Origin of the sequence: Polynucleobacter sp. IMCC30063, from assembly GCF_021395235.1 — a bacterium.
GTDB lineage: Bacteria > Pseudomonadota > Gammaproteobacteria > Burkholderiales > Burkholderiaceae > Polynucleobacter.
The window spans coordinates 1-22,099 of record NZ_JAJVCQ010000006.1 but is presented as its reverse complement, the minus strand read 5'-3'; the positions used below and the strand labels follow the sequence as shown (position 1 = coordinate 22,099).

Sequence of the window (22,099 nt, the reverse complement as noted above, 5' to 3'; positions counted from 1 at the left end):
ATTTTAGCTGTGTCTACACTTCAACCTGCCACATTTTTTGGCTCTAGCTATCGGGGGCGCTTTGCGCCTTCACCCACTGGGCCTTTGCATTTAGGCTCCCTTGCTACGGCTCTAGGAAGCTGGCTTGACGCTCGCGCCCACCAAGGAAAATGGTTGCTCAGAATTGAAGATGTCGATGGGCCACGGTCATTACCAAGGGCAACGACAACCATTCTGCATCAACTCAGTGCCTGTGGCCTGCAATGGGACGAAGAGCTCATCTACCAATCTCAACGCACTTCATACTATGAAACTGCTTTGCTGCAGCTCTTTCAAGCAGGTTTGGCCTATGCCTGCACCTGCTCGCGACAGCAGATTATGAGTGCCTTAGCAGCCCAGGGTAGCCATTCTGAACGGCATGAAGAGCTCATTTATCCGCGTATTTGTCGCCCAACCCAGATTCCCCACTCGCTAGCCAACTCGGAATTCTTTAATTTGGCCAGCCCAGTAGCTTGGCGTCTTGCGCTTCAAGCAGAGGAGCTCAAGCAAAGCGTAGGGGATTTTGTTTTACGGCGTGCAGATGGCTTTTTTACCTACCAAATGGCCGTAGTGGTAGATGATGCTGCCCAAAATATCACGCATATCGTGCGGGGTGCCGATTTAGCCAGCAATACGGCTCGACAAGTCTATTTACAAGGCGTTTTGGGATATCCTACCCCACACTATCTGCACTTACCCTTAGTGCTCGATCAGCGGGGGGAAAAGCTCAGCAAGCAAACCCTGGCTACTGCCATCGCCACAGAAAATCCGCAACTCACTTTGCAAGCACTGCAAGCAGCAGCAAATCATTTAGGCCTTGCTAATTTATCCAATCACCACCATCTCACAATTGCCGAATGGTTACACGCTGCCACCCACGCTTGGCGGGAGCAGAAAATCTAAAGCGCTGAATTGCTTGTTTAGATTAGTGAGATTTTTTTCTACTGCCACCCAAGAGTGCGCCAACGAGCGGCTTAGCAGGGGTAATTCCAGCCTCATTCATCGGTTCAGCAGCAGCCTCACTACTCGCTTTAGGCGAGGCTTGATAGGGCTGATAGAAGAAAGGGTCAACGGGTTGCTTTGGCGGCGGTACCGACTTGGTGCTTCGCCCTCTAGTCAGGGCCTTAGCTGGAGCAAAGTCAGACGCTGGTAAGGGCGCGATATCCAACTGCCGTTTTAATAGCTTCTCAATATCATCAAGCAAACGCTTCTCACTAGAGTCGACTAAGGCAATCGCATCGCCTTTGCTGCCAGCTCGGCCGGTGCGGCCTATGCGATGAATAAAGTCTTCGGCACTGAAGGGTAACTCATGATTAATAACACAAGGCATATCCGGAATATCTAAGCCTCGAGCTGCCACATCGGTCGCGACTAAAGCTTCAATGACACCAGATTTAAAAGCATCTAAAGTTAAGGTGCGTTCACCTTGACTTTTGTCACCGTGCAAAGCACCGGTTTTAATGCCATCGCGCTCTAAGGCGCGAGCCAATCGTGCGCAACCTAAACGACTATTAGTAAAAATTAAATATTGCCGCGGAAAGCCCGCTTGAGTACGCTCATGAATAATGCTCACAATAGCTGCTTGCTTATTTTCAGATGCCACTAAGTGAGCCACCTGCTTCACCGTATCAGCGGCAGCGTTTTGGCGCGCTACTTCAACTGTCACGGGATTGCGCAAATAACTTTGGGCGAGTTTTTTAATTTCTGGTGAAAAGGTTGCTGAGAACAGCAGAGTTTGCCGTTTAGCCGGAATCAAATTAATAATGCGCTGCAAGTCCGGCAAGAAACCCATATCCAACATCCGGTCGGCCTCATCTAAGACGAGGATTTCTACTTGCGATAAATTTGCGGTCTTTGAACCCAGGTGATCGAGTAAGCGCCCTGGGGTGGCAATTAAAATTTCGACACCAGCACGTAAAGCTGCTACCTGCGGTTGCATATCAACCCCGCCAAAAACGACCGCAGTACGTAAATCGGTATGGCGCGAATAATTGGCGGCATTCTCTGCAACCTGATCACTGAGTTCGCGCGTGGGGGTCAATACCAAAGCCCGAATTGGGTGACGTGCTGGGGAAGCACTACTACTTGATAGGGGTAATAATTTTTGAATAATCGGCAAAATAAAAGCAGCAGTCTTACCTGTACCTGTTTGTGCTGCGCCCATCACATCTTGCCCAGTCAACACAATTGGTATAGCTTTTGCCTGAATTGGGGTGGGGGTTGTATAGCCCTGCTCAGCAATCGCCTTCAGTATGAGGGGATCTAAAGCAAAATCAGTAAAGGCTGCCACTGGGGCATTGGGAGAGTCTTCAGATCCGCCATTGGGCGGGGAATTGGCAGGGGAATTTACTTCAGGAGCAGAATTAATCAAAATACCTTATAAAATACAAAAAAGCCCTTTTAAATTAGCGGCTTACGAAAGAGCGGCAATGCCGGCTTGGGCGATGCTAGCATCCTCAGCAGATTTAACGCCAGATACGCCTACAGCCCCTATAGTAAACCCATCGACGACGATATTGATCCCACCCTCTAACATACCGCCAATATGCGGCGCTGATAAGAAGGAAATGCGTCCATTATTAATAATTTCTTCATAGACGCGACTTTCACGTTTGCCCATTGCGGCAGCACGAGCTTTCTCTTCGGCTATATAGGTTGAAACAGGGGCGCATTCATCACGACGAATTAAGCCTAAGAGATGACCCCCATCGTCACATACGGCAATCGTCACCGCAAAATTACCAGCCGCTGCAAAAACATCTGCCGCATTCAAAATTTTCTGCACATCAGCTTGAGTGAGATAGGGCTTTTTAGCAAGCATGGTAATTTGTTTTCAAATAAGAATAGGGTTAATAGCTGCGCTTTTGATCTGATTAAACAGCGGATTTTAAGAAATCTTGCGCAGCCACTACGCCACTGGCTTTGGGTTTGTAACCCATTGTTTGTAGGCCCATTTCGACGCCACTTAAGGCTGCCATGAGAGTTAAGTCGTTGCAATCGCCCAAGTGACCAATGCGAAATACACGACCCTTAACGCGACCTAAACCAGTACCTAAGGCCATATTAAAGCGCTCTAAAATATGTTTGCGCAAGGCATCGGAATCCATACCCTCCGGGGCCAAAATAGCAGTGTTTACTGGTGAATAAGCGCTTGCATCTAAGCATTGATTTTCAAGACCCCAGGCTGCCACAGCACGCCGACAAGCTTCACCTAAGCGTTGATGACGCGCAAAAATATTATCCAAGCCCTCGGTCATCATCATATCTAAGGCCTCATGCAAACCATAAAGCAAATTGGTATTAGGCGTGGTGGGCCAAAAGCCTTGTTTATTAAATTCCATAATATCGGCCCAATCCCAATAGGCCCGAGGAATGGTCGCTTTCTTGCTAGCTTCAATGGCTTTCTGCGAAATTGCATTAAAGCCTAAACCTGGCGGCAGCATTAAGCCTTTTTGTGAACCCGCAATGGTGACATCAACGCCCCACTCGTCGTGACGGTAATCAGCAGAACCTAAACCCGAAACGGTATCGACTAATAGTAAGGCCGGATGCTTGGCGTTATCAATGGCCTTGCGCACTGCAGGAATGTTGGAAGTAATACCAGTGGCAGTTTCGTTATGAACCACGCACACTGCTTTAATTTCGTGTTTAGTATCTTGCTTTAAACGCTCTTCAATTAAGTTGGCATCAACTCCCCAACGCCAAGCAGCATCGCCAGGTTTAGAAATGATTTCGGCATTTAAGCCGAGTTTTTTTGCTAACACCATCCAAAGATGCGCAAACTGACCCGTTTCGTAGCCTAAGATTTTGTCGCCAGGATTTAAAACATTGACTAAAGCACTTTCCCAAGAGCCAGTACCTGAGGCAGCGTAAATAATGACGGGTTGCTTAGTTTTAAAGATTTTTTTAACGTCTTCTAAGACCTTTAAAGCTAAAGCTTGAAATTCTGGGCCGCGATGGTCAATGACTTGAAAGCTAATTGCGCGCAAAATACGGGGTGGTACTGGGCTCGGCCCAGGAATATTGAGAAAATGGTGGCCCGAAGGGTGTGAATCAAGTTTCAACATGAAGTCTCCGAAATAAAATTATTATTAATACTATTGATAAATTGCTAAATACCGTATTTTGCAGCATTCTCCCATATCTTGCCATATGCTGATAAAACCTGCATTTCCCCCTGAAATTGCCGCCCGCCTACGTAAAAACGTCAAGGGCGCCTTATTGACCGATATGGCCAATCGGGGTCGGTACGCTACCGATGCGTCGATTTACCAGCAATTTCCTCTGGCTGTCTTTATTCCAGAAGACGCTGAAGACCTTAAAACTGCCTTGGCAGTAGCCGCAGAATTTGCTATTCCTGTTTTGCCCCGTGGTGGTGGAACGAGTCAATGCGGCCAAACCACAGGGGCTGCGCTGGTAATCGACAATAGCCACGCCTTTCGCCATATCCTTGAAATAGATCTAAAGCGAGCAGAGGTGGAGGTCGAGCCGGGCTTGGTGCTAGACCACCTCAACGCCAAACTCAAAACGAGTGGCTTGTGGTTTCCAGTGGATGTGTCAACCGGTGCCCAAGCCACGATTGGCGGCATGGCTGGAAATAATTCCTGCGGCAGTCGCTCAATTGCCTACGGCAATATGGTGCATAACGTAATTGGTATCGAAGCTTGGTTGGCTAATGGCAAGCTTGGCCAATTTGGACCTTATGCCCAAAGCTCAGGCGTCGCTAAAGAATTGGGCATCTTTGTCAAAGGTCTGGCTGAGCAACTTCAGCCTGAAATAGAAGCCAATTGGCCCAAGGTATTACGCCGCGTAGCAGGCTACAACCTCGATGTTTTTCATCCCCAAAGTGAATTGCCCTATACCAATGACGGTAGTGTCAATTTAGCGCATTTGCTGGTGGGTAGCGAAGGTACCCTCGCCTATTTCAAGTCCCTGCGCTTAAAGCTAGCCCCTTTGCCGCAACATAAAGTGCTGGGAGTAATCAACTTCACGAGCTTTTATCGCGCGATGGAAAGTGCGCAGCACCTAGTAAAGTTAGGCCCCAGCGCAGTGGAATTAGTCGATCGCACTATGATCGATTTAGCCCGCAGCAATCCTAGCTTCAAGCAAGTAATCGAAACTGCCTTAGTCGACTCCCAAGCCGAGACCCCAGAAGCAATTTTGTTGGTTGAATTTTCAGGGGAAAGTCAGGCGCCTTTGCTAGCGCAATTAAAAAGCCTGCAAGATTTAATGGGTGACCTCGGTTTAGCCAATACCGTTGTGCCAATGATCGATCTTGGTTTGCAAAAGAATTTATGGGAAGTGCGTAAAGCCGGTCTCAATATCATGATGAGCTTAAAGGGTGATGGCAAACCCGTCAGCTTTATTGAGGATTGCGCAGTACCCCTAGAACACTTAGCGGATTACACCCAAGCCCTAACTGAAGTCTTTACTAAACATGGCTCACGCGGTACTTGGTATGCACATGCCTCCGTTGGCACATTACACGTGCGGCCAATTTTAGATATGCGCCGTGACGGAGCGCAAAAAATGCGCGCAGTAGCCGAAGAGGCTGCAGAATTAGTGCGGCGCTATAAAGGCGCGTATAGCGGTGAGCATGGCGATGGCTTGTGTCGTGGAGAATGGATTTCTTGGCAATTTGGTCCCAAAATAACAGCCGCTTTAGGCGCCATCAAAACTGCTTTTGATCCACATCATTTATTTAATCCCGGCAAGATCATTGATCCGCCCAAAATGGATGAGCAGATTCTATTTCGATATCCACCTAACTACGCCATCATTCCCCTAAAACCTGCGCTCGATTGGTCGGCCTGGGATGTGCAAAATAATCCCGTTACCGAGGCAATCTCTGCTCCAGGCACGGGTGGCGATCCAGCTCTAGGTTTAACAAAAGCCATTGAAATGTGTAATAACAATGGCCATTGCCGTAAGTTTGACGCCGAGGTGATGTGCCCAAGTTATCGGGTTACTAGGGATGAAAAACATTTGACCCGCGGGCGCGCCAACACCTTGCGCTTAGCGATGTCGGGTCAATTGGAGCAAGATGAGATTAGTTTAAGCGACCCATTAGCCAGTGATGCAGTTAAAGAAGTCATGGATTTATGCGTGAGTTGCAAAGCCTGCCGCCGCGAATGCCCCACCGGGGTTGATATGGCGAAAATGAAAATTGAATTTTTGCAGCGCTATAAAAAACGGGTCGGTCATTCCGTACGCGATTTACTGGTTGCTTATTTACCACGCTATGCCCCCGTCATCAGCGCAATACCAGGCTTGCCAGCCCTACTCAATTTACGTAATCAAATTCCTTTTATCGCCAAACTGCAACAATGGCTCACAGGAATTTCTGCAGCCCGCAGCTTGCCAGTCTGGAGCGCTAAAACATTATGGAAAAACCAAGCCATTCTGCAAAAGAAATATACGCATTCACCTGATGCATTGCTTCAAGGTGATGGTAAAGGCGTGGTCTTATTTGCCGATACCTTTAATGCGTATTTTGAAAATGAAAATCTCCAAGCGGCAATTCGTTTACTTGAAACCGCGGGTTATCGCATTCATATTCCGCAATCCACTAAAGCAGCTCGGGCCAAGCAAGCAGGTTGCGGCAAGCAATTTTGCTGTGGACGAACTTATTTAGCTGCAGGCATGGTGGATGAAGCAAAAGAACAACTAAGCGCCCTGTTAACGCATTTACATCCCTATGCCGAGCGCGGCATTGCAATTGTTGGCCTAGAGCCTTCCTGCCTATTCACCTTTAAAGATGAGGCTTTAGTCATGGGTTTTGGCGAGCAAGCGATTACCGTAAGTCAACAAGCACAGTTACTCGAAACATTTTTAGTTGCAGAATTAAAAGCAGGTCGTTGTCACTTTGATTTACAGACAGCCATAAAGCCCGTCTTAGTACATGGACATTGTCATCAAAAGGCATTTGCTGAATTGACGCCAACATTAGAACTATTAAAACAAATTCCCAATGCCAACCCCCAACTGATTGAATCTTCTTGCTGCGGCATGGCTGGAAGTTTTGGTTATGAAGTTGAACACATTACCGCTTCAAAAAAAATGGCAGAACTTACTTTGTTACCTGCGATTCGACAAGTACCGAATGCATGGATCGTTGCCGATGGTACGAGTTGTCGCCATCAAATTCAAGATGGTGTACAACGAGAGGCGGTGCATATTGCACGCATTCTGGCAGCCCACCTTTGATTTAGCTGGGTAATTGAGTGCAGATAAAAAAGCGGTGCCCCCTCCCCAAAGGTTGCACCGCAAAACGCCAGTGCTTAGTTTAAATGAGAATGATTATCAACTAAAAAATAGCTAGTAAAGCCCTCAATTAAATAGGCGATAAGGCACTGAAAATAAATTCTTAGCCTTCATCCAATTGCCGTAAGACCCAATCTACAACGCCTTTGGGGGTCCTAAAATCAGCTATAGATCTTGCCGCAATATGCGGGTGAACTTCAGTAATCATTTTCGCCAATGATCCGCCTGGGCCAAGCTCTAAAACTACTTTGATGCCACTATCGGATAAAGTTTGCATAGCATGTTGCCAATAAATGGGTTCAGCAATTGCTCTGGCTAAAGATTGCATCCCCACTACAAAATCTGTACAACGCGCGCCATTAATGCCCAGTAAAACTGGAGAATTGCAGGGTACGACAGTTGTTGAAAAGGAGTTTCGTAAATAGATATTCATTTCACTACTGGCTTTTACCATCAAGGGAGTATGAGAAGGAACAGAGACATCCAATAATTTTGACCAAACGCCCGAAGCTGTTAGCACCTCAGCAAGCTTCTTTAACTCATCTTTATTGCCACCAACCACAAAATGGGTATCTTCATTAATAATTGCCACATATATTAAACCACCATTTAAATGCTGATTAAGCTTGAGTAAATCTATTCCCCGAACTGCGAGCATGCCAGAATTAGGCGGAGCATATTGATCCATCAAGGATGATCTGTTGTAGGCAATCTGGGCAATCTGCTCAATTGGTAATGATGTTGCGCATCCCCATGCAGAAACCTCACCGACACTATATCCAGCAAACATCTTGGGAATTGGCAGAGCTTCTTGAAGAATGCGCCAATTAGCAATCGCCGAGGCCACCGCGAGTGGCTGCGATAGCGGATTAAAGCCTTGCTGTGATAGCTTACCTATTTCGGCATAAAGATTAGAACTAAAAATTGAGGAAAAAATTTCTATTACCTCTGCGCCGTCGTGCTGTATCTTTGAAAATGCTAAGGTGTCTGCACTTAAATTTCCTTGGCCTGAACAGACAATTGCAAAGTTAGGCGCAAAATTAGACATCAAGGGTCAGATCAAGATAATCAATCAAAAGACAGGCTCCTAATAAATCAGCGCAGCCTCCAGGACTTAGTTTTCGTGCTATGAATTTGTGATGAATAGCTACAGCATGTTGATGCCACCCGGGATTTAAAACGCCACCTTCGCTTAAGAAAGAAAGGGCTTCATTCCGGGCAAATAAAAGTCCATCTAATCCCCCCCGATGCAATAAATTCGTGTCTTCAGTAACTGAAAGTAGTTTAAAAAAAGTGTGGATGCGGGCTAATTCAGGATCTTGGGTCTGAAATAAAAGCTTCTGGTAGGCTGGTAAACCAATTTGATAGACAGTTCTAAAACCACTCTGCGCCTCACTTAATGCTCCGCCCGTACCATGTTTTTTAAAGATTTTGAAGCCATTGCTATCACTGCTCCGCTGATGTTTGATTAATTCCTCACCCCAAAGCTCAGTCACAATTTCACCAAGGGATTTCAATTGAATATTATTCTTTAATTGATAGCCAGCTGCGGCAGCCAATAAGCCTAAATTAAAAATAGCTCCCCTATGGGTATTGCGGCCACTGGTGGCGGCCAGCATTCTTTGCTCGCCCGAGATTCCCAATTCACGTAATACTTCAAATTTAAGCCCCCTAGAACCCGCTTCGGCAATTTGATAAAAATAAAAGCGCAAGGCAACTATGCTGCTTGAAAAGTGGCTAGCCGACATATCAGAATGGCTGCCAGAGTCTTCAAGGCTAACTAAACCAGGTTTAGGAAAGGTAATTAACTCATGCCAAAGAGCCCATAAACAAGCATCTCTAATAGTTGTTTGCGCGTTTACTAGTGGGCCAATAGATTCATGCAGGGCCTGTTTGAGACTTAATGGCCTCATGCTAATTGCGCCCAAATTTCACTACAATTTTGCAGTGAAGGTCCGTGATCTGACTTCACTAATATTTTGTCTGGCATGATCGATAGTTCACGCCAAGCAACAGTATTACCATCGGGCAACTCTAATTCGCCATCGAGTCTAATGGCATATAAATTACTGCATTTATTGAGCGCAACAAAAGTCTTTTCAATATTATTGCGACCATGTGTTTGGATGATTAAATCTAAATCTGACTCCTCTGTCATGCATGTAGATTTTTGTGCATGACTCCAGAATGCAGATCCATATACCCTAATTTCAACCTCAACTCCTTGAAGTAAAGCCAATAAATGGGTGGCACATAAACAATGCTGGAGAGGCAAATACGCTAGAACTGAGGCTAATAAAAGGGGTTGCTCAACCTTATCGATAACTGTGTTTTTAACTAATAGATAAAGGCGTTGCTTGCTCTTGGGTGATCCAAGTTGCAGCAAACCAATTGGTCTCAAGCCCGTTGAGGCTAGATTAGCTTGCCCAAAAGCTCTACCTACTAAAGGCTTATTTTGCTTGATCCAAGATACTAAATAGTTAACTTTTTCCCTAGATTCGTCGCGCTCAAAAAAAACTTCGCCAGCATCTTCTGGTCGAATCCAAATCTGCCGATGTCGCCACGGCGCTAGGGAGGCAATTTCATACATGGGTATTAATAACTGAATTTATTACTTCAAAGGCTAATGTTCTGCCACCTCTTTCAAGGCCGAGTTTTGCGCGCTGATCAAGCTGCTCATTTTGACCTAAGGCCCCCTCAATTGGTGACGATAAATCATTTACCAAAACCGCATCTAATGCCCCAAGTGCAACGTAGTTGTTAGCTCCAGGTCCAAATATAGGTGAGCTAGTACATAGCTCCTCTAGTCTTTCTAATGGAATTTGCATAATGCGTGACATTGCAGAAAGTGCCATCACGCGAATTTGGGCGTTCTCCAAGGCAAAAGATCTGTCGGCAATCATTCCTAATGCAAGATAACCACCGCTTACAGCTTCCTTATAAACAATACTAATTAGCTTGTGACCACGTATTCGCGCAAGCTCGAAGCACATTGAAAGATGGGCTAAGTAGCCTGCATTGCCAAGCAACTCATCACGCCGTGACAAATTTTGCCCTTGTGTATCAACCAAAATAATGATTGGTCTTTGGGGATGATTTTGAATAATTTCAAGCACTTTCCCAGCTAATCCAAAAGCCAAATCGACCCCAATGGGTGCGCTATTAATTGTGCCAAGTAAAGCAACGACGCCCCTACTTGTTTTTGCTTCACCATAAATCATTTCCCCTGCAGTCGCTAAATTAAAGCCCAAAGGGAATAATTGCTCACAAGCAGAATTAGCATTAGTCATGATCTCTTACTCGATTAGCAATGGCAATAAAAGATTCATCATCAAGACTAGGAATTTGATCGGGATTCTGAATGCCCATTTTGGCCCAGATATCAAGGGCATCAGCACAGTCACTAAATTTTTCTAATCTCAGGCCCAGGCTTTTATGCTGCCTTAATAATTCTTCAAGGCTAAGCGGAACTGACTTACTGAAATAGGCTGCGATGGTCGCGCGTATATTTTCAATTAAATCTTTTGTATAGGCTTGCGCTTCATTTTGCAAGTATCTATGTTTACCCCCCATGGTGCGCCACACTAAGGCCTTATCACGGGCGTCGAATTCTTCAACCCCTTTTTGCGACTCAATTACCTCAGGGCCCGAAACAGATAAGCGGCCCTGTTCAGTAATTAAAACGTAATCACAGCATCGCGCCACAATTCCAATGCCGCCATATATTCCATTTGAACCAGCAGAAATTGCAATTACAACTACGCCCATTGAGCGCGCCTTAAATAATGCTCTTTGTATTTCAGATATGGCAATGAGTCCGGCATTGGCTTCGTGTAGACGGACGCCGCCAGTATCTAAAATTAAAATAACGGCAGCCGGCTTTTCTATCGCAGCTCGCTCAAGTAAACCGGTTAATTTTGCACCATGCACTTCTCCAACTGAGCCGCCCATAAAACCGGGCTCCTGAGCTGCGCAAAATACCTTCTCTCCCTCCAACAAACCAACCCCTATGACGATGCCATCATCAAATGCAATTGGCATACCCAGCGTTTTTAAGTGTGGGCTAGAGATCCGCTTAGATGGAGGCAGAATCTCCTTAAAACTAGCTCTATCTAATATTAATGAAATACGTTCACGTGCTGAAGATTCATAAAGACCGGAAATATTTTCTAATCTCATGTGGTTTCTTTCCATTGCTGTGCCGCCTGAGCAAGACGTAGCTGCACTACTGCTGGCGTTGCTCCACCATCATTAATTGTAATGATGGTATTTGCAAATTGCTCTTGTTCGGCAAAGTCTGAAAGTACTGCTTGCCATGTTTTCTTAAAACCATCAATCGAAGTCTCTAAAGAAAATTGAGTGCACCCATTTAAATCAACCTCCTCCACCAAAACCTCTAAATTACCCGACCCAACTACACCGACAATAGTCGGTTTTTTATTGCTTAATTGAGAAGGGTTTGACCAAGGGCCAAACTTAAATTCAAAAGCTTCCATAGTTACCAATTCCTAAAGCGTTTAGGTGGTTTATATAAACCATCAGACCAAAAAACTAAATCCTTAATCGACCTTGCTGCCAATAAATTGCGCGTTGCCATGCGCGGATCAACTCCTAAATCTATAGGTCGCTGAATAATCTTTTTGCTAATCAATTCCTCTACGACTTTTTTATTTCTAGCTAGTCCTACAGGGGTATATCCTGCCACACCTCTAATTGCCTGTTCTCTTTCAGCCAAATTACGACATCGATGAAGGTGTGCAATACCTTCCTCGGTAACTAAGTGAGTAACATCGTCCCCATAAATCATGATCGGCGGAATGCTTAACTGAAAATCTTCCATTAATTGCCAAGCATCTAATTTATCTACAAAAGTAGCTTGCATCTTGTCTTTAAAGGTTTCTACCATTTGTACTACCAACTTCCTCCCGCGTGGTATTACTGATTTTCCTGGATGCATACTTTCCTCACCAGCTTTTAACCACGCTTTGCTAGCATGGCGTCTACCCCTGGAGTCTGATCCAAAATTAGGTGCGCCACCAAATCCAGCAATTCGATTTAAAGTTGCTGTAGATGAATTTCCCTCAGTGTCAATTTGTAAAGTTGAACCAATAAATAAATCGGCATAGTGGCCAGCAAGTTGGCAAAAAGCCCTATTCGAGCGAAGCGATCCATCTGGGCCAGTAAAAAAAATATCAGGGCGAGCCGCAACATAATCCTCCATCCCGAGCTCAGACCCCGCACAATGAATATTTTTAATAAAACCCGACTCTATTGCGGGTATTAAGGTGGGGCACGGATTAACACTCATGTATTCACAGACCTTACCCTTTAATCCAAGCGACTCGCCATAGGTCGGCAAAATTAGCTCAATGGCTGCAGTATCAAATCCAATACCATGATTTAGTCGATTAATCTCATAAGGAATATAAATTCCCTTAATCACCATCATGGCCATCAAGATCTGCACCTCAGTAATTAATGCGGGATCTCTCGTAAAGATTGGCTCGATATAGTGATTCTTAGGCGCCTTGACAATAAAAGTAACCCAATCGCTAGGTACGTCAATACGCGGTACATTTTCAACTATCTCATTTACTTGGGCGATTACTATGCCATTTTTAAATGCTGTGGCCTCAACAATTGGCGGCGTATCCTCAGTATTTGGTCCGGTATATAGATTGCCCTGAGAATCTGCGCTTTGAGCGGCGATAAAAGATACGCGAGGGGTCAAATCAACAAAGTAACGGCTATACAGCTCTAAATAGGTATGAATCGCACCAACCTCAATTAGCCCCTCTTTAATTAACTTTCCTAAGCGAACACCTTGCTCACCTGAATAACAAAAGTCTAGTTTTTTTGCAATTTTTTTTTCGAAAATATCTAAATGCGCAGGAAGGGCAATGTTTGATTGCACGATATGCAAATCGTGGATTATTTGAGTGTTTACCGCCGCCAAAGATTGCGACAAAAAATCTGCATGTTTTTGATTGTTACCTTCAATGCAAATTTTATCTCCAGGTTCAATGACCAGCTCAAGCAGGCGAACTATATCCTCTTGTGAAACGTACTTATTATTTGTAATTGTGCGCGCCCGCTCGAGGCGTTGAGCTAAATTAAGCTCAAGCGTATTCCATTTTTTCATGGGAACTTTTTCTTCACGACACCATTAACTGTCAAGTGTAATTTTCGCCTCTTTAATCACTGCCCCCCATTTTCGATAGTCTGACTGAATCATCGACTGAATTTCGGCTGGGGTTTTAGGAACAATGTCATCATTTCCCAATTTTTTAAGTTCGTTAATCACATTGGGCTCAAGCATGATCTGCTTAAAATTAGTTTGATACAAGGTGGTAACAGGCGCCGGCATTTTGATTGGGCCAACCATATAAAATCGTAAAACTGCTTCATAGTCCTTTAGCCCTTGCTCAGCAATGGTTGGAACAGTCGGCAAAGAGCTAGACCGAACAATAGATGTCACTCCCAATGCCCTAGCTTTCCCAGAAGCAATCATGGGTAATGCAGGCCCGATTGTGGCAAACATAATAGGAATTTGCCCCCCAATCAAGTCAGTTAACGCTGGGCCAGCACCGCGATAGGGAATGTGCACAATAAAAACCCCGGCTCTAGCTTTAAAAAGTTCGCCAGCTAAATGATGTACAGATCCCACGCCAGAACTTGCATAACTAAACTTACCTGGGTTAGCCTTCGCTAAAGTGATTAATTCTTGTACGTTTTTAACATCCAATGCTGGATTTACAATTAAGACCAGCCCAGTAGAGCATACATAAGATAAGGGGGTGAAGTCAGTTAGGGGGTCATATGCCACTTTGCGCAAATGCGGCATGATACACAAGGGCCCAGTATCGGTGAGGCCAATAGTGTAACCATCAGGCGTACTTCTGGCCACAAATTCAGCGCCTATCGATGCGCCGGCACCTGGCTTATGGTCAATCACAACAGTTTGTTTTAAATTTTGCTCTAAAGGCCTAACAATAATGCGTGCAGTCGCATCTGAGGCTCCGCCAGTGGTATAGCCAAGTACAAGTTTGATCGCCTTATCTGGCCATGATTGAGCCCAATTACGTAAAGAAAAAAGTGTGCCTGAAATGGCAACTAGCGATTTAAGTACTAACCTTCTATTTAAAGTCATTTCCAATCTCCAGGGCGTTACAAAATGAAAACCAGTAGGTTCCTTATATTACATTGAAAAAAATGACTTGGCAGATGGATATTTTGATAAATAGTTTTCAAAAAATTAATCCGTAAGTCATCATCAGCAAGGTTCCAGTTAATAAGGCTGGCACTAACTGCTTATGAGGATTTGATAGCATTATTGCTAAACATAGACCGCATAAACCAATGCGCAGATACATTGGAACAGTTGCTAATAAGCCAAAAGGTAGAATAATCATCCGCACTGTAAGCGCTGCCACCATTGCGTAAGTAACCGCGGAAAGCCACTCGAAAATCGGGCTATCTTGATTAATCTTCCCTGAGAGTAAAACACCTATGGCGCGACATAAATAAGTGCCAATACAAGCACCGAAAAGCGCTAGCCAAATACCCCAACCCTGTAGGGCAGTGTTCATGATGATTGATCTTTAAAACGACGACGTAAAAACTGGCGATCAATAAGGTAGGCTACCGTACCTGCAACCACACCAGATACGAGCAAGCTCGAGTCGCGATCTAGTAAATAAAAACAGGGTCCTAAGACGCCCCCCAAAATAATTGCTACGCGATTGATCGTGGCTTTAACCTCAGTAAACGTTAATAGAAAAAATAAGGGGTTAATAAAAACAAGTCCCAAGGCAATCCACTTGGGTACTAAACCAGCCAACAAATAACCCAAAATGGTTGCCGGAAAACTAATCGCCCAACATAAAATGCCAAGGCCCAAATAATAGTGGAGACGATGGTGTGACTCAATTGCCTGAAACTCACGCATCGATACCGCCCAAGCGGTCATTGCTAATAAGTGCACTGAAGCATAGAGTTTGCGATTGCGATCACGCGGATGTAGTTGTGGAAACAAAGTAACTGTCATCGTAACGAAACGAGTAGATGTCAACGTTACAGCTAGGATAATTGCCACTACTGATGAACCAGAAAGTACCATATCCAATAACACCACTTGCCCTGGTAAGGCAAACATCAACAAGCTACTTAAAGACGTGAACCACATATCAATATTATTGGTTTTAGCCATTGCCCCAAAGCCCACCATGCCGGCGAACAGTACCATTGCCGGAGCTCCAGCAGCATGCCGAAAGCCACTCCAGAACGCATGTTTGCGACTGGTGTAACGCTGAGGTCCTTTCCCATCTAGCTCTGCAGAATTCGGCACCAGGAAGGCTTTGGGGGGAAGTGGGGGTGGCGCAGCAGCAGTCATGGCTAGATTGTAGATTCTGGCTGTAATGCCCATTGAATATGCTCGCGCACAAGATCATCGGCCATAGGCATGGCAACCGTTAGTGCGCTTTTCATTTCAGCATGTTCAATCTCATTTAATGCCGAATTAGCTAACGCATTCCCCATGGCAACAGCTAAATTACGCCGCCAGCGACTATAACCAATGCGCCGAATTGCACTGCCTTCATGCCGCTGCTCAAACTCGGCTTCAGTCCAAGACCATAATGCCAATAAACTTTGCTCGCCTAAGCCATGGCGCTCTACAAAATCAGGCACGCTGGAGCGTTTAGCAAATTTATTCCATGGGCAAATTAATTGACAATCATCACACCCGTAGATACGGTTACCCATCGGTCGCCGAAATTCAAGCGGAATAGCGGCGGGATTTTCAATGGTTAAATAGGAAATACATTTACGCGCATCAAGCTGATAAGGCGCTGTAATTGCTTGTGTAGGGCAAACATCAATGCAAGCCGTGCACGTGCCACAGTGCTGCACTTCCTCAGGGTCAACGGGTAGAGCAAGATCAACCAAGATTTCACCGAGAAAAAAGAAGGACCCCGATTCGCGATTTAAAAGTACGGTATGTTTTCCACGCCAACCCAAGCCCGCTTTACGCGCCAGTTCTACTTCCATTAAAGGCGCTGAATCGGTAAAGACCCGATATCCAAAGGGACCGATTTGACCTTCAATTGCTTTGGCAAAATCATTTAAACGGCCACGTAAAACTTTGTGATAATCGCGACCGCGGGCATACATTGAAATGACTCCAGCACGTGGATTGGCTAATTGCCGCCATTCTTGGTCTATGTCATGATCGTCGGGTAGATAGTTCAAACTGACGCAAATGACGCGCACTGTACCCGGTAAGAGTAATTTTGGGTCGGCTCGCAAAAGTGCGTGACGGCTCATATAATCCATGTGTCCGTGGCGACCCTCGGCCAGCCACTGACGCAAGCGTTCGCTAGCCTCGCCAAGATAGGTGTCGGTAATGCGCAAACGGTCAAAGCCGAAAAGAGTAGCCTGTTCACGCAACCAAGCAATATTCATATCAAAGTACACATTGAATCAATTAAGTAAACATTGTAGGCAGGAAAGCGAAACGGGTGATCTAGCTAGGTCCCTAGGGCAAGCGCTGGCTCAATATTTCAAGGAGTCACCAGATGGGCAGGTCAATTTGGCTCTCAGCGGCGAGCTAGGCGCTGGCAAAACCAGCTTTGCCCGCAGCCTCATTCAATCCATGGGGCATCTGGGAAAAGTGAAAAGCCCTAGTTATGCCTTGTGCGAACCCTACTCGATCGCGGTAGCGCAACACTCGATTGCTGTGCATCATTTTGATTTATTTCGCATGCGCTCCCCCTTAGAGTGGCAAGAGGCTGGCTTTGCTGATTTATTTACCACACCAGGCCTTTGTTTAGTTGAATGGCCAGAAAAAGCCGAAGATACCTTACCGGTCTTTGATCTCTCTATTAGCATTACAGCGTTGCCGATTGAATGTGAACGCGAGATTCATATCGCCGCTCACTCGCCCACAGGGCAAATCATCTTCTTAAAGCTTGAAAGCCTAAGTTAAACGCGATGACTAAAACTTCTGCAGTTAATCAGATTAAGCGTCGCACCTTAAGACGGTCTGCTAAAGCAGTTTTGGGTTTAGGGGGGCTACAAAAGGCGGGATTTTTAATTCTGCTGGGTATCAATGAAATCGCTTACGGCGCCAAGATAATGGGTGTGCGAATTTGGCCCTCTGAAGATTACACTCGCATTACCTTAGAGTCTGATACACCGTTGCCTATTACCCAACAGATGCTCACGAATCCCGATCGCCTAGTAGTTGATGTACAAGGGCTAGAGCTGAATCCAACCTTAAAGGATTTGGTGGCCAAGGTGAAGCCTAATGACCCTTATGTGTCACAAATCCGGGTGGGCCAATTTCAACCTAATGTAGTGCGCTTGGTGTTTGACTTAAAAGAACCCGTCAAACCACAAATTTTTACCCTTGACCCAGTTGCCGAATACCAATACCGCATGGTGTTTGATCTCTATTCAGCCGCCCCACCCGACCCATTAATGGAGTTAGTAAAAAACAGTGCCCGCAAAGAAAAAGCCCTCGAACAATTGAATGCCCAGCCCGATTTAATTGCTGAATTTGCCAATAAAGAATTACCGCCTAATAAAAGTTCGGCTTTAACAAATAAAGAAGCGGCCAATAACCGCTATAAACGCTTAATTACTATTGCTATTGATCCTGGTCATGGCGGCGAAGATCCCGGCGCCATTGGTGCGCGGGGCTCAAAAGAAAAACAAGTAGTGCTCGCAATTGCTAAGCGTCTAAAAGATAAAATCGAGAATGTTCCCTATATGCGCCCCTACCTGACTCGGGATGGCGATTATTTCGTGCCACTAGGCGTACGAGTTCAGAAAGCACGCCAAGTACAGGCCGATTTATTTGTCTCAATTCATGCTGATGCCTTTATCCAACCACATGCAAAAGGCGCTTCGGTATTTGCCCTCTCGCAACAAGGAGCCTCAAGCACTGCTGCCCGCTGGATGGCTAATAAAGAAAATGCCTCAGATTTAGTGGGCGGCATCAATATCAAAACTAAAGATGCTCAAGTAGCCAATTTGCTCTTAGATATGTCAACAACCGCACAAATTAAAGACTCTATGCAAGCAGCGCAGGCCATACTGCAACAAATCGGTGGGTTTGCCCCCCTGCATAAAGGCAAAGTAGAGCAAGCCGGCTTTGCAGTCTTAAAAGCGCCCGATATTCCCTCTATTTTGGTAGAAACTGCCTTCATCAGTAACCCAGAAGAAGAGGCCCGACTGAATGATGAGGCCTACCAGGATCGCATTGCGGAAGCCATTTTGAAGGGAATTAAAGACTACTTTGCCAAAAATCCACCAGTAGCAAGACGTGTTAACTCCTGATTCATTGGGGTGGGTAGCGATCTTCAAGAAGTCCAGCAACAAATTGCTATAATTTCTTTCTTTCTGGGTCGGTAGCTCAGTCGGTAGAGCAGCGGACTTTTAATCCGTTGGTCGTGGGTTCGAATCCCGCCCGACCCACCAAATAAAAATGGCCCTTTCTGGGGCTATTTTTATTTGATATGTTGTGTTGGATGAGAACCTTGGTTCGACTTTGAGCAAAGCGAAAAGCGGTGGACACTAACTTTGTGTAGCAAAGTTATGTGGAAGCCAATCCCGCCCGACCCACCATATAGGATAGGGCTTTGCGGGCCGTTTCATAATCCTAGCCTGGAACAATTTCCACTAATCCGCTGTTTTACCCATCAATCCCATATAGATCTTGGTATTCGAGTCGATAAGCGCGTTGCACACTTGGTCCGTAATGGACAAATGCTTTAAGTCCGCTACCCACCAAATACTGATATTAAATTAATACGACTGCATTTTTGCTCTATTAAACTAAGGTTCTCCCCCCATCGACAAATAAAGTTTGCCCAGTAATATAACTCCCTGCAGGTGACGCTAGAAGCAGAACTGCTCCTAATAAATCCTCTGGCGTACCAAACCGCCCCATAGGAATCTGTGACAAACTTTTAGCCTCCCAATTTTTATCCTTAAAAATTTCCTTGGTTAACAAGGTGGGCGTTATAGCTGGGCCAATCGCATTAACTGTAATATTTTTTTCCGCCCATTCTCTAGCTAAAACTTTTACCAATTGAGATAGGCCCGCTTTACTGCTAGAGTAGGCGGCATAGTTTGGATTTGCGACATAACTAGAAACAGATGCCAAATGAATAATTTTCCCCGCTACATTATTTTTAGTCATATATAAAGCTAAATATTTTGAGAGGAGAAAAGCTCCATTAAGATTAATTTCAAGTGTTTTAGAAAAATCCGCGTAAGACATTTCAAAAGCTGGGGAAAAAACGGCAATCCCTGCGCAATTTAAAGCGATATCGACACCTCCATGGAGATGCGCAATATCATTAATTAAATTTTGAACACTAGCTTCATTTGTAATATCCAAATGAAAATATAGATGATTCCCGCCATGAATCTCTTTAACAGATCTCGAACCCAAATCATCAAGAACATCTGCGATAAAAATTCGGGCGCCCTGTTCCGCTAACATTTTTGCCAAAGAAAATCCTATCCCCCTGGCTCCTCCAGTAATAAGAATGCGCTTACCAGAAATATCAAAAATATTTTTCAATACTTTTACTTTTTATATTTCTTGCCATCAAATTCCCAGTCCCGCACTAAGTCCCCTTTTTCAGGAAAAGCTTGAGCCTGTGTTGTGCTTATAGGTGTCATATATGGGGGGTAAGGAGTTTTATCTAATGGCGCATTCCAGCTAGCAGGCAAGAATGGAGGTCTTTTGGGTATGGCCCAACCTAATTTAGCAAAGGTATTGTCCATAAACCGTGTATCAACTGCCTTAGCAAAGTCTGCTGCAGTAAGCTTATTTTGAATCCTTTTATTTTCGTAGAGCCAATTATAAATAGGCTCATTTGCTTGACCCCAAAAAAGAGGGATTGGGTATATATAAGTGGGCTTATATAAATTGTTATAAGCCAATATTTGTTGCTTTAAAATTTCTTTGGAATAATTCTTTAAATTTGGCTCTTCCTGTAATACTTCAGCAGCAGCATCAGGATTTTTTCGTATCCATAAAGTTGCTTCTGCAATTGCATCTGTGAATGCCTGAACAACATCTGGAGCATTATCAATTATTTCCTGTCGAACATAAAAGGTGCCTTCATAGATATTGTAGGGATAGATATCGTCAATATATCGAGAATTTTTTCGCTCTTGAGTCATAATGGTTGCGGCAGGATCCCATGGAATTGCTGCATCTAACCCCTTTGGCATACCCAGTTGCTCACTAATAGGCATATTTTTTAGAATAATATCTTTGCCAATCTCAAGGCCATTAGTTTTGGCTGAGGCTTGAATATAAAATTCTGCCCCAGATCCAGTGACAAGACCAATAGTAGCGGGCGGATTTGAACCCTTAAAATCTTTCATTGATTTGATTTTTGAATCTATTGGAACAACTGTGGCATGTAAAACATTGGTATTAATTACCGCAATTGTTTTAACTGGAATATTTTTATCAATTAATGATGTAAATGGAAAGTTTCCGCCATTACCAAATTGAAAACGGCCTGAAATAATCACCTCATTAATAGCTGGGCCAGAACCAAATGATTGAAATTTAGCCTCGATACCTCTTTTAACCAAAAGACCTTTTTTATCCATGATTATATTTGGTGTATTTTGCCCAGACCAAGGGGCTTGATAAGCAATTTGTAGTGGCCACCAACCTTTATCTTGAAGCCACTTTACTGAACTTGCTGAGACTTTTTTATCTTGATTTGCTGGCCACCCATATTCATTGAATTTGGCTTCTTGTGCGCTAACTGAAGACGCTGCAGATATGAGATATGCGCCAATTAAAATCAAAAAGTGAAAAATTTTCATATTTACCCCTCCAATGTAAATCAATTAGGGAAACTAAAAATGCCGTATTTAATTTAGCAATGAAATTGCATCGGCATTTGTTAAATACTATCTGTTGTTCTTGTTATTAAATACTTATGGTTTACCCCTATGCCTAAAACTGTAAAGTATGTGTCCGGTATAAAGTGTTAACTATGTGTCGAGTCGTACAAATGGCCCTTTCTGGGGCTATTTTTATTTGATATGTTGTGTTGGATGAGAACCTTGGTTCGACTTTGAGCAAAGCGAAAAGCGGTGGACACTAACTTTGTGTAGCAAAGTTATGTGGAAGCCAATCCCGCCCGACCCACCAAGCCTCTAGAGTAGATCTAGGGGTTTTTTTATTTTCCAAACTATTAGGCATGGATTGTGATTCTCATACCTAAGGCACCAAGGACCTTGGATACAGTATCAAAGCGAGGTTTTGTATTAGGCTTTAGAGCTTTATATAAGGCTTCTCTAGTAATGCCGCTTGATTTAGAAATCTCAGCCATGCCTTTTGCCCTAGCGATATGTCCCAAGGCAGTCGCCAATTCGGCATCATCACCATCAGCAATAACTTGATTCAAATACTCAGTCATCGCGCGCTTACTTTTCAGATGGCGAGTCATGTCAAATTCAGCTAAACCACTAACTTTTATTTTCTTTTCTGTTTTTACGGTTTTCATTTAATCCTCCAATAGCTTGGCTAATTTTTTTACCACTTTAATATCATTCGATTGACTGGACTTATCCCCGCCACCCAGCATCACAATAATCGTTTTTCCCCTCACCACGTAATACATGCGCCAACCAGGTCCAAACTTCTCGCGCATTTCATAAACGCCATCAGTCAAAGCCTTAACATTACGCTTTATCAATGCCGATCTCATTGCCGCTGGCCTAGCGCCCTTTGACCCTGAATCCATTTCATTCAAAGCAGCTCGGTTGATGTTAA

At 44.5% G+C, this 22,099-nt stretch carries 22 protein-coding genes and 1 tRNA gene; 5 read left to right on the top strand and 18 right to left on the bottom strand.

What is annotated here, in order from left to right; translation table 11 throughout:
- The first annotated feature begins 9 nt into the window (after positions 1-9).
- Positions 10-921, top strand: coding sequence for a tRNA glutamyl-Q(34) synthetase GluQRS (gene gluQRS / locus LZG75_RS10915; protein ID WP_233937541.1), 912 nt, complete (start codon positions 10-12; stop codon positions 919-921).
- Between the two features lie 22 nt (positions 922-943).
- Here the strand turns inward: gluQRS and LZG75_RS10910 are convergent, their stop codons facing one another.
- The 3 genes from LZG75_RS10910 to LZG75_RS10900 are packed head-to-tail and all read right to left on the bottom strand — an operon-like array spanning position 944 to position 4,085.
- Positions 944-2,386 carry a DEAD/DEAH box helicase gene (locus LZG75_RS10910; protein ID WP_370635408.1) on the bottom strand — a complete coding sequence of 481 codons (1,443 nt, stop codon included), beginning with the start codon at positions 2,384-2,386 and terminating at the stop codon, positions 944-946.
- A gap of 45 nt (positions 2,387-2,431) precedes the next feature.
- Positions 2,432-2,839, bottom strand: coding sequence for a heme-binding protein (locus tag LZG75_RS10905; RefSeq protein WP_233937540.1), 408 nt, complete (start codon positions 2,837-2,839; stop codon positions 2,432-2,434).
- Positions 2,840-2,891: 52 nt separating this feature from the next.
- The gene (locus tag LZG75_RS10900; RefSeq protein ID WP_233937539.1) at positions 2,892-4,085 is read right to left on the bottom strand and encodes an alanine--glyoxylate aminotransferase family protein; all 1,194 of its coding nucleotides are present in this window, start codon (positions 4,083-4,085) and stop codon (positions 2,892-2,894) included.
- Between the two features lie 85 nt (positions 4,086-4,170).
- Between LZG75_RS10900 and LZG75_RS10895 the strand changes: the two genes are divergently transcribed.
- Positions 4,171-7,224: an FAD-binding and (Fe-S)-binding domain-containing protein gene (locus LZG75_RS10895; protein ID WP_233937538.1), complete on the top strand. Its 3,054-nt coding sequence runs from the start codon at positions 4,171-4,173 to the stop codon at positions 7,222-7,224.
- A 160-nt stretch (positions 7,225-7,384) separates the two neighbouring features.
- Here the strand turns inward: LZG75_RS10895 and LZG75_RS10890 are convergent, their stop codons facing one another.
- From LZG75_RS10890 to queG, 11 genes are all read right to left on the bottom strand, one after another.
- On the bottom strand, positions 7,385-8,329 hold the full coding sequence (locus tag LZG75_RS10890; protein ID WP_233937537.1) for an acyltransferase domain-containing protein: 945 nt from the start codon (positions 8,327-8,329) through the stop codon (positions 7,385-7,387).
- Entirely contained in the window at positions 8,322-9,194 is an 873-nt protein-coding gene (locus LZG75_RS10885) for a triphosphoribosyl-dephospho-CoA synthase MdcB (RefSeq protein ID WP_233937536.1), read from the bottom strand. Before LZG75_RS10885 ends, LZG75_RS10890 begins: the two co-directional genes overlap by 8 nt.
- Complete coding sequence (gene mdcG / locus LZG75_RS10880; RefSeq protein WP_233937535.1) at positions 9,191-9,871, bottom strand: malonate decarboxylase holo-[acyl-carrier-protein] synthase; 681 nt, start codon at positions 9,869-9,871, stop codon at positions 9,191-9,193. The genes LZG75_RS10885 and mdcG overlap by 4 nt, the downstream gene beginning before the upstream one ends.
- Positions 9,864-10,571 carry a biotin-independent malonate decarboxylase subunit gamma gene (locus LZG75_RS10875; RefSeq protein WP_233937534.1) on the bottom strand — a complete coding sequence of 236 codons (708 nt, stop codon included), beginning with the start codon at positions 10,569-10,571 and terminating at the stop codon, positions 9,864-9,866. Before LZG75_RS10875 ends, mdcG begins: the two co-directional genes overlap by 8 nt.
- Complete coding sequence (locus LZG75_RS10870) at positions 10,564-11,475, bottom strand: biotin-independent malonate decarboxylase subunit beta (protein WP_233937533.1); 912 nt, start codon at positions 11,473-11,475, stop codon at positions 10,564-10,566. Before LZG75_RS10870 ends, LZG75_RS10875 begins: the two co-directional genes overlap by 8 nt.
- Positions 11,457-11,777 carry a malonate decarboxylase acyl carrier protein gene (gene mdcC, locus LZG75_RS10865; RefSeq protein ID WP_233937532.1) on the bottom strand — a complete coding sequence of 107 codons (321 nt, stop codon included), beginning with the start codon at positions 11,775-11,777 and terminating at the stop codon, positions 11,457-11,459. The genes LZG75_RS10870 and mdcC overlap by 19 nt, the downstream gene beginning before the upstream one ends.
- A gap of 2 nt (positions 11,778-11,779) precedes the next feature.
- Positions 11,780-13,423: a malonate decarboxylase subunit alpha gene (gene mdcA, locus LZG75_RS10860; RefSeq protein ID WP_233937531.1), complete on the bottom strand. Its 1,644-nt coding sequence runs from the start codon at positions 13,421-13,423 to the stop codon at positions 11,780-11,782.
- A gap of 24 nt (positions 13,424-13,447) precedes the next feature.
- Complete coding sequence (locus tag LZG75_RS10855; RefSeq protein WP_233937530.1) at positions 13,448-14,431, bottom strand: tripartite tricarboxylate transporter substrate binding protein; 984 nt, start codon at positions 14,429-14,431, stop codon at positions 13,448-13,450.
- A gap of 97 nt (positions 14,432-14,528) precedes the next feature.
- Entirely contained in the window at positions 14,529-14,870 is a 342-nt protein-coding gene (locus LZG75_RS10850) for an AzlD domain-containing protein (RefSeq protein WP_233937529.1), read from the bottom strand.
- Complete coding sequence (locus LZG75_RS10845; protein ID WP_233937528.1) at positions 14,867-15,673, bottom strand: AzlC family ABC transporter permease; 807 nt, start codon at positions 15,671-15,673, stop codon at positions 14,867-14,869. The genes LZG75_RS10850 and LZG75_RS10845 overlap by 4 nt, the downstream gene beginning before the upstream one ends.
- A gap of 2 nt (positions 15,674-15,675) precedes the next feature.
- Positions 15,676-16,743 (bottom strand): tRNA epoxyqueuosine(34) reductase QueG, encoded by a 1,068-nt coding sequence (gene queG, locus LZG75_RS10840; protein ID WP_233937608.1) that lies wholly within the window; start codon positions 16,741-16,743, stop codon positions 15,676-15,678.
- Between the two features lie 13 nt (positions 16,744-16,756).
- Here queG and tsaE point away from each other — a divergent pair, with 13 nt between their 5' ends.
- The 3 genes from tsaE to LZG75_RS10825 all read left to right on the top strand — a co-directional run bounded on the left by tsaE (position 16,757) and on the right by LZG75_RS10825 (position 18,762).
- Entirely contained in the window at positions 16,757-17,266 is a 510-nt protein-coding gene (gene tsaE, locus LZG75_RS10835) for a tRNA (adenosine(37)-N6)-threonylcarbamoyltransferase complex ATPase subunit type 1 TsaE (RefSeq protein WP_233937527.1), read from the top strand.
- Positions 17,267-17,271: 5 nt separating this feature from the next.
- The gene (locus LZG75_RS10830; RefSeq protein WP_233937526.1) at positions 17,272-18,621 is read left to right on the top strand and encodes an N-acetylmuramoyl-L-alanine amidase; all 1,350 of its coding nucleotides are present in this window, start codon (positions 17,272-17,274) and stop codon (positions 18,619-18,621) included.
- A gap of 65 nt (positions 18,622-18,686) precedes the next feature.
- A tRNA-Lys gene (locus tag LZG75_RS10825) sits at positions 18,687-18,762 on the top strand.
- 352 nt (positions 18,763-19,114) lie between these two features.
- Here the strand turns inward: LZG75_RS10825 and LZG75_RS10820 are convergent.
- The 4 genes from LZG75_RS10820 to LZG75_RS10805 all read right to left on the bottom strand — a co-directional run bounded on the left by LZG75_RS10820 (position 19,115) and on the right by LZG75_RS10805 (position 22,070).
- Positions 19,115-19,873 carry an SDR family NAD(P)-dependent oxidoreductase gene (locus tag LZG75_RS10820; RefSeq protein WP_233937525.1) on the bottom strand — a complete coding sequence of 253 codons (759 nt, stop codon included), beginning with the start codon at positions 19,871-19,873 and terminating at the stop codon, positions 19,115-19,117.
- A gap of 5 nt (positions 19,874-19,878) precedes the next feature.
- Positions 19,879-21,144, bottom strand: a complete 1,266-nt coding sequence (locus tag LZG75_RS10815; protein WP_233937524.1) for an ABC transporter substrate-binding protein — start codon at positions 21,142-21,144, stop codon at positions 19,879-19,881.
- Positions 21,145-21,518: 374 nt separating this feature from the next.
- Positions 21,519-21,830: an addiction module antidote protein gene (locus LZG75_RS10810; protein ID WP_233925158.1), complete on the bottom strand. Its 312-nt coding sequence runs from the start codon at positions 21,828-21,830 to the stop codon at positions 21,519-21,521.
- The gene (locus LZG75_RS10805; protein ID WP_233937607.1) at positions 21,831-22,070 is read right to left on the bottom strand and encodes a type II toxin-antitoxin system RelE/ParE family toxin; all 240 of its coding nucleotides are present in this window, start codon (positions 22,068-22,070) and stop codon (positions 21,831-21,833) included. It lies immediately after the preceding gene.
- Positions 22,071-22,099 lie beyond the last annotated feature (29 nt).

Coding starts and splice junctions, on each gene's coding strand:
- LZG75_RS10905 (WP_233937540.1), bottom strand. CDS start 2,839: ATGCTTGCTAAAAAGCCCTATCTCACTCAAGCTGATGTGCAGAAAATT.
- LZG75_RS10900 (WP_233937539.1), bottom strand. CDS start 4,085: ATGTTGAAACTTGATTCACACCCTTCGGGCCACCATTTTCTCAATATT.
- LZG75_RS10895 (WP_233937538.1), top strand. CDS start 4,171: ATGCTGATAAAACCTGCATTTCCCCCTGAAATTGCCGCCCGCCTACGT.
- LZG75_RS10890 (WP_233937537.1), bottom strand. CDS start 8,329: ATGTCTAATTTTGCGCCTAACTTTGCAATTGTCTGTTCAGGCCAAGGA.
- LZG75_RS10885 (WP_233937536.1), bottom strand. CDS start 9,194: ATGAGGCCATTAAGTCTCAAACAGGCCCTGCATGAATCTATTGGCCCA.
- mdcG (WP_233937535.1), bottom strand. CDS start 9,871: ATGTATGAAATTGCCTCCCTAGCGCCGTGGCGACATCGGCAGATTTGG.
- LZG75_RS10875 (WP_233937534.1), bottom strand. CDS start 10,571: ATGACTAATGCTAATTCTGCTTGTGAGCAATTATTCCCTTTGGGCTTT.
- LZG75_RS10870 (WP_233937533.1), bottom strand. CDS start 11,475: ATGGAAAGAAACCACATGAGATTAGAAAATATTTCCGGTCTTTATGAA.
- mdcC (WP_233937532.1), bottom strand. CDS start 11,777: ATGGAAGCTTTTGAATTTAAGTTTGGCCCTTGGTCAAACCCTTCTCAA.
- mdcA (WP_233937531.1), bottom strand. CDS start 13,423: ATGAAAAAATGGAATACGCTTGAGCTTAATTTAGCTCAACGCCTCGAG.
- LZG75_RS10855 (WP_233937530.1), bottom strand. CDS start 14,431: ATGACTTTAAATAGAAGGTTAGTACTTAAATCGCTAGTTGCCATTTCA.
- LZG75_RS10850 (WP_233937529.1), bottom strand. CDS start 14,870: ATGAACACTGCCCTACAGGGTTGGGGTATTTGGCTAGCGCTTTTCGGT.
- LZG75_RS10845 (WP_233937528.1), bottom strand. CDS start 15,673: ATGACTGCTGCTGCGCCACCCCCACTTCCCCCCAAAGCCTTCCTGGTG.
- queG (WP_233937608.1), bottom strand. CDS start 16,743: ATGAATATTGCTTGGTTGCGTGAACAGGCTACTCTTTTCGGCTTTGAC.
- LZG75_RS10830 (WP_233937526.1), top strand. CDS start 17,272: ATGACTAAAACTTCTGCAGTTAATCAGATTAAGCGTCGCACCTTAAGA.
- LZG75_RS10815 (WP_233937524.1), bottom strand. CDS start 21,144: ATGAAAATTTTTCACTTTTTGATTTTAATTGGCGCATATCTCATATCT.
- LZG75_RS10810 (WP_233925158.1), bottom strand. CDS start 21,830: ATGAAAACCGTAAAAACAGAAAAGAAAATAAAAGTTAGTGGTTTAGCT.
- LZG75_RS10805 (WP_233937607.1), bottom strand. CDS start 22,070: ATGGATTCAGGGTCAAAGGGCGCTAGGCCAGCGGCAATGAGATCGGCA.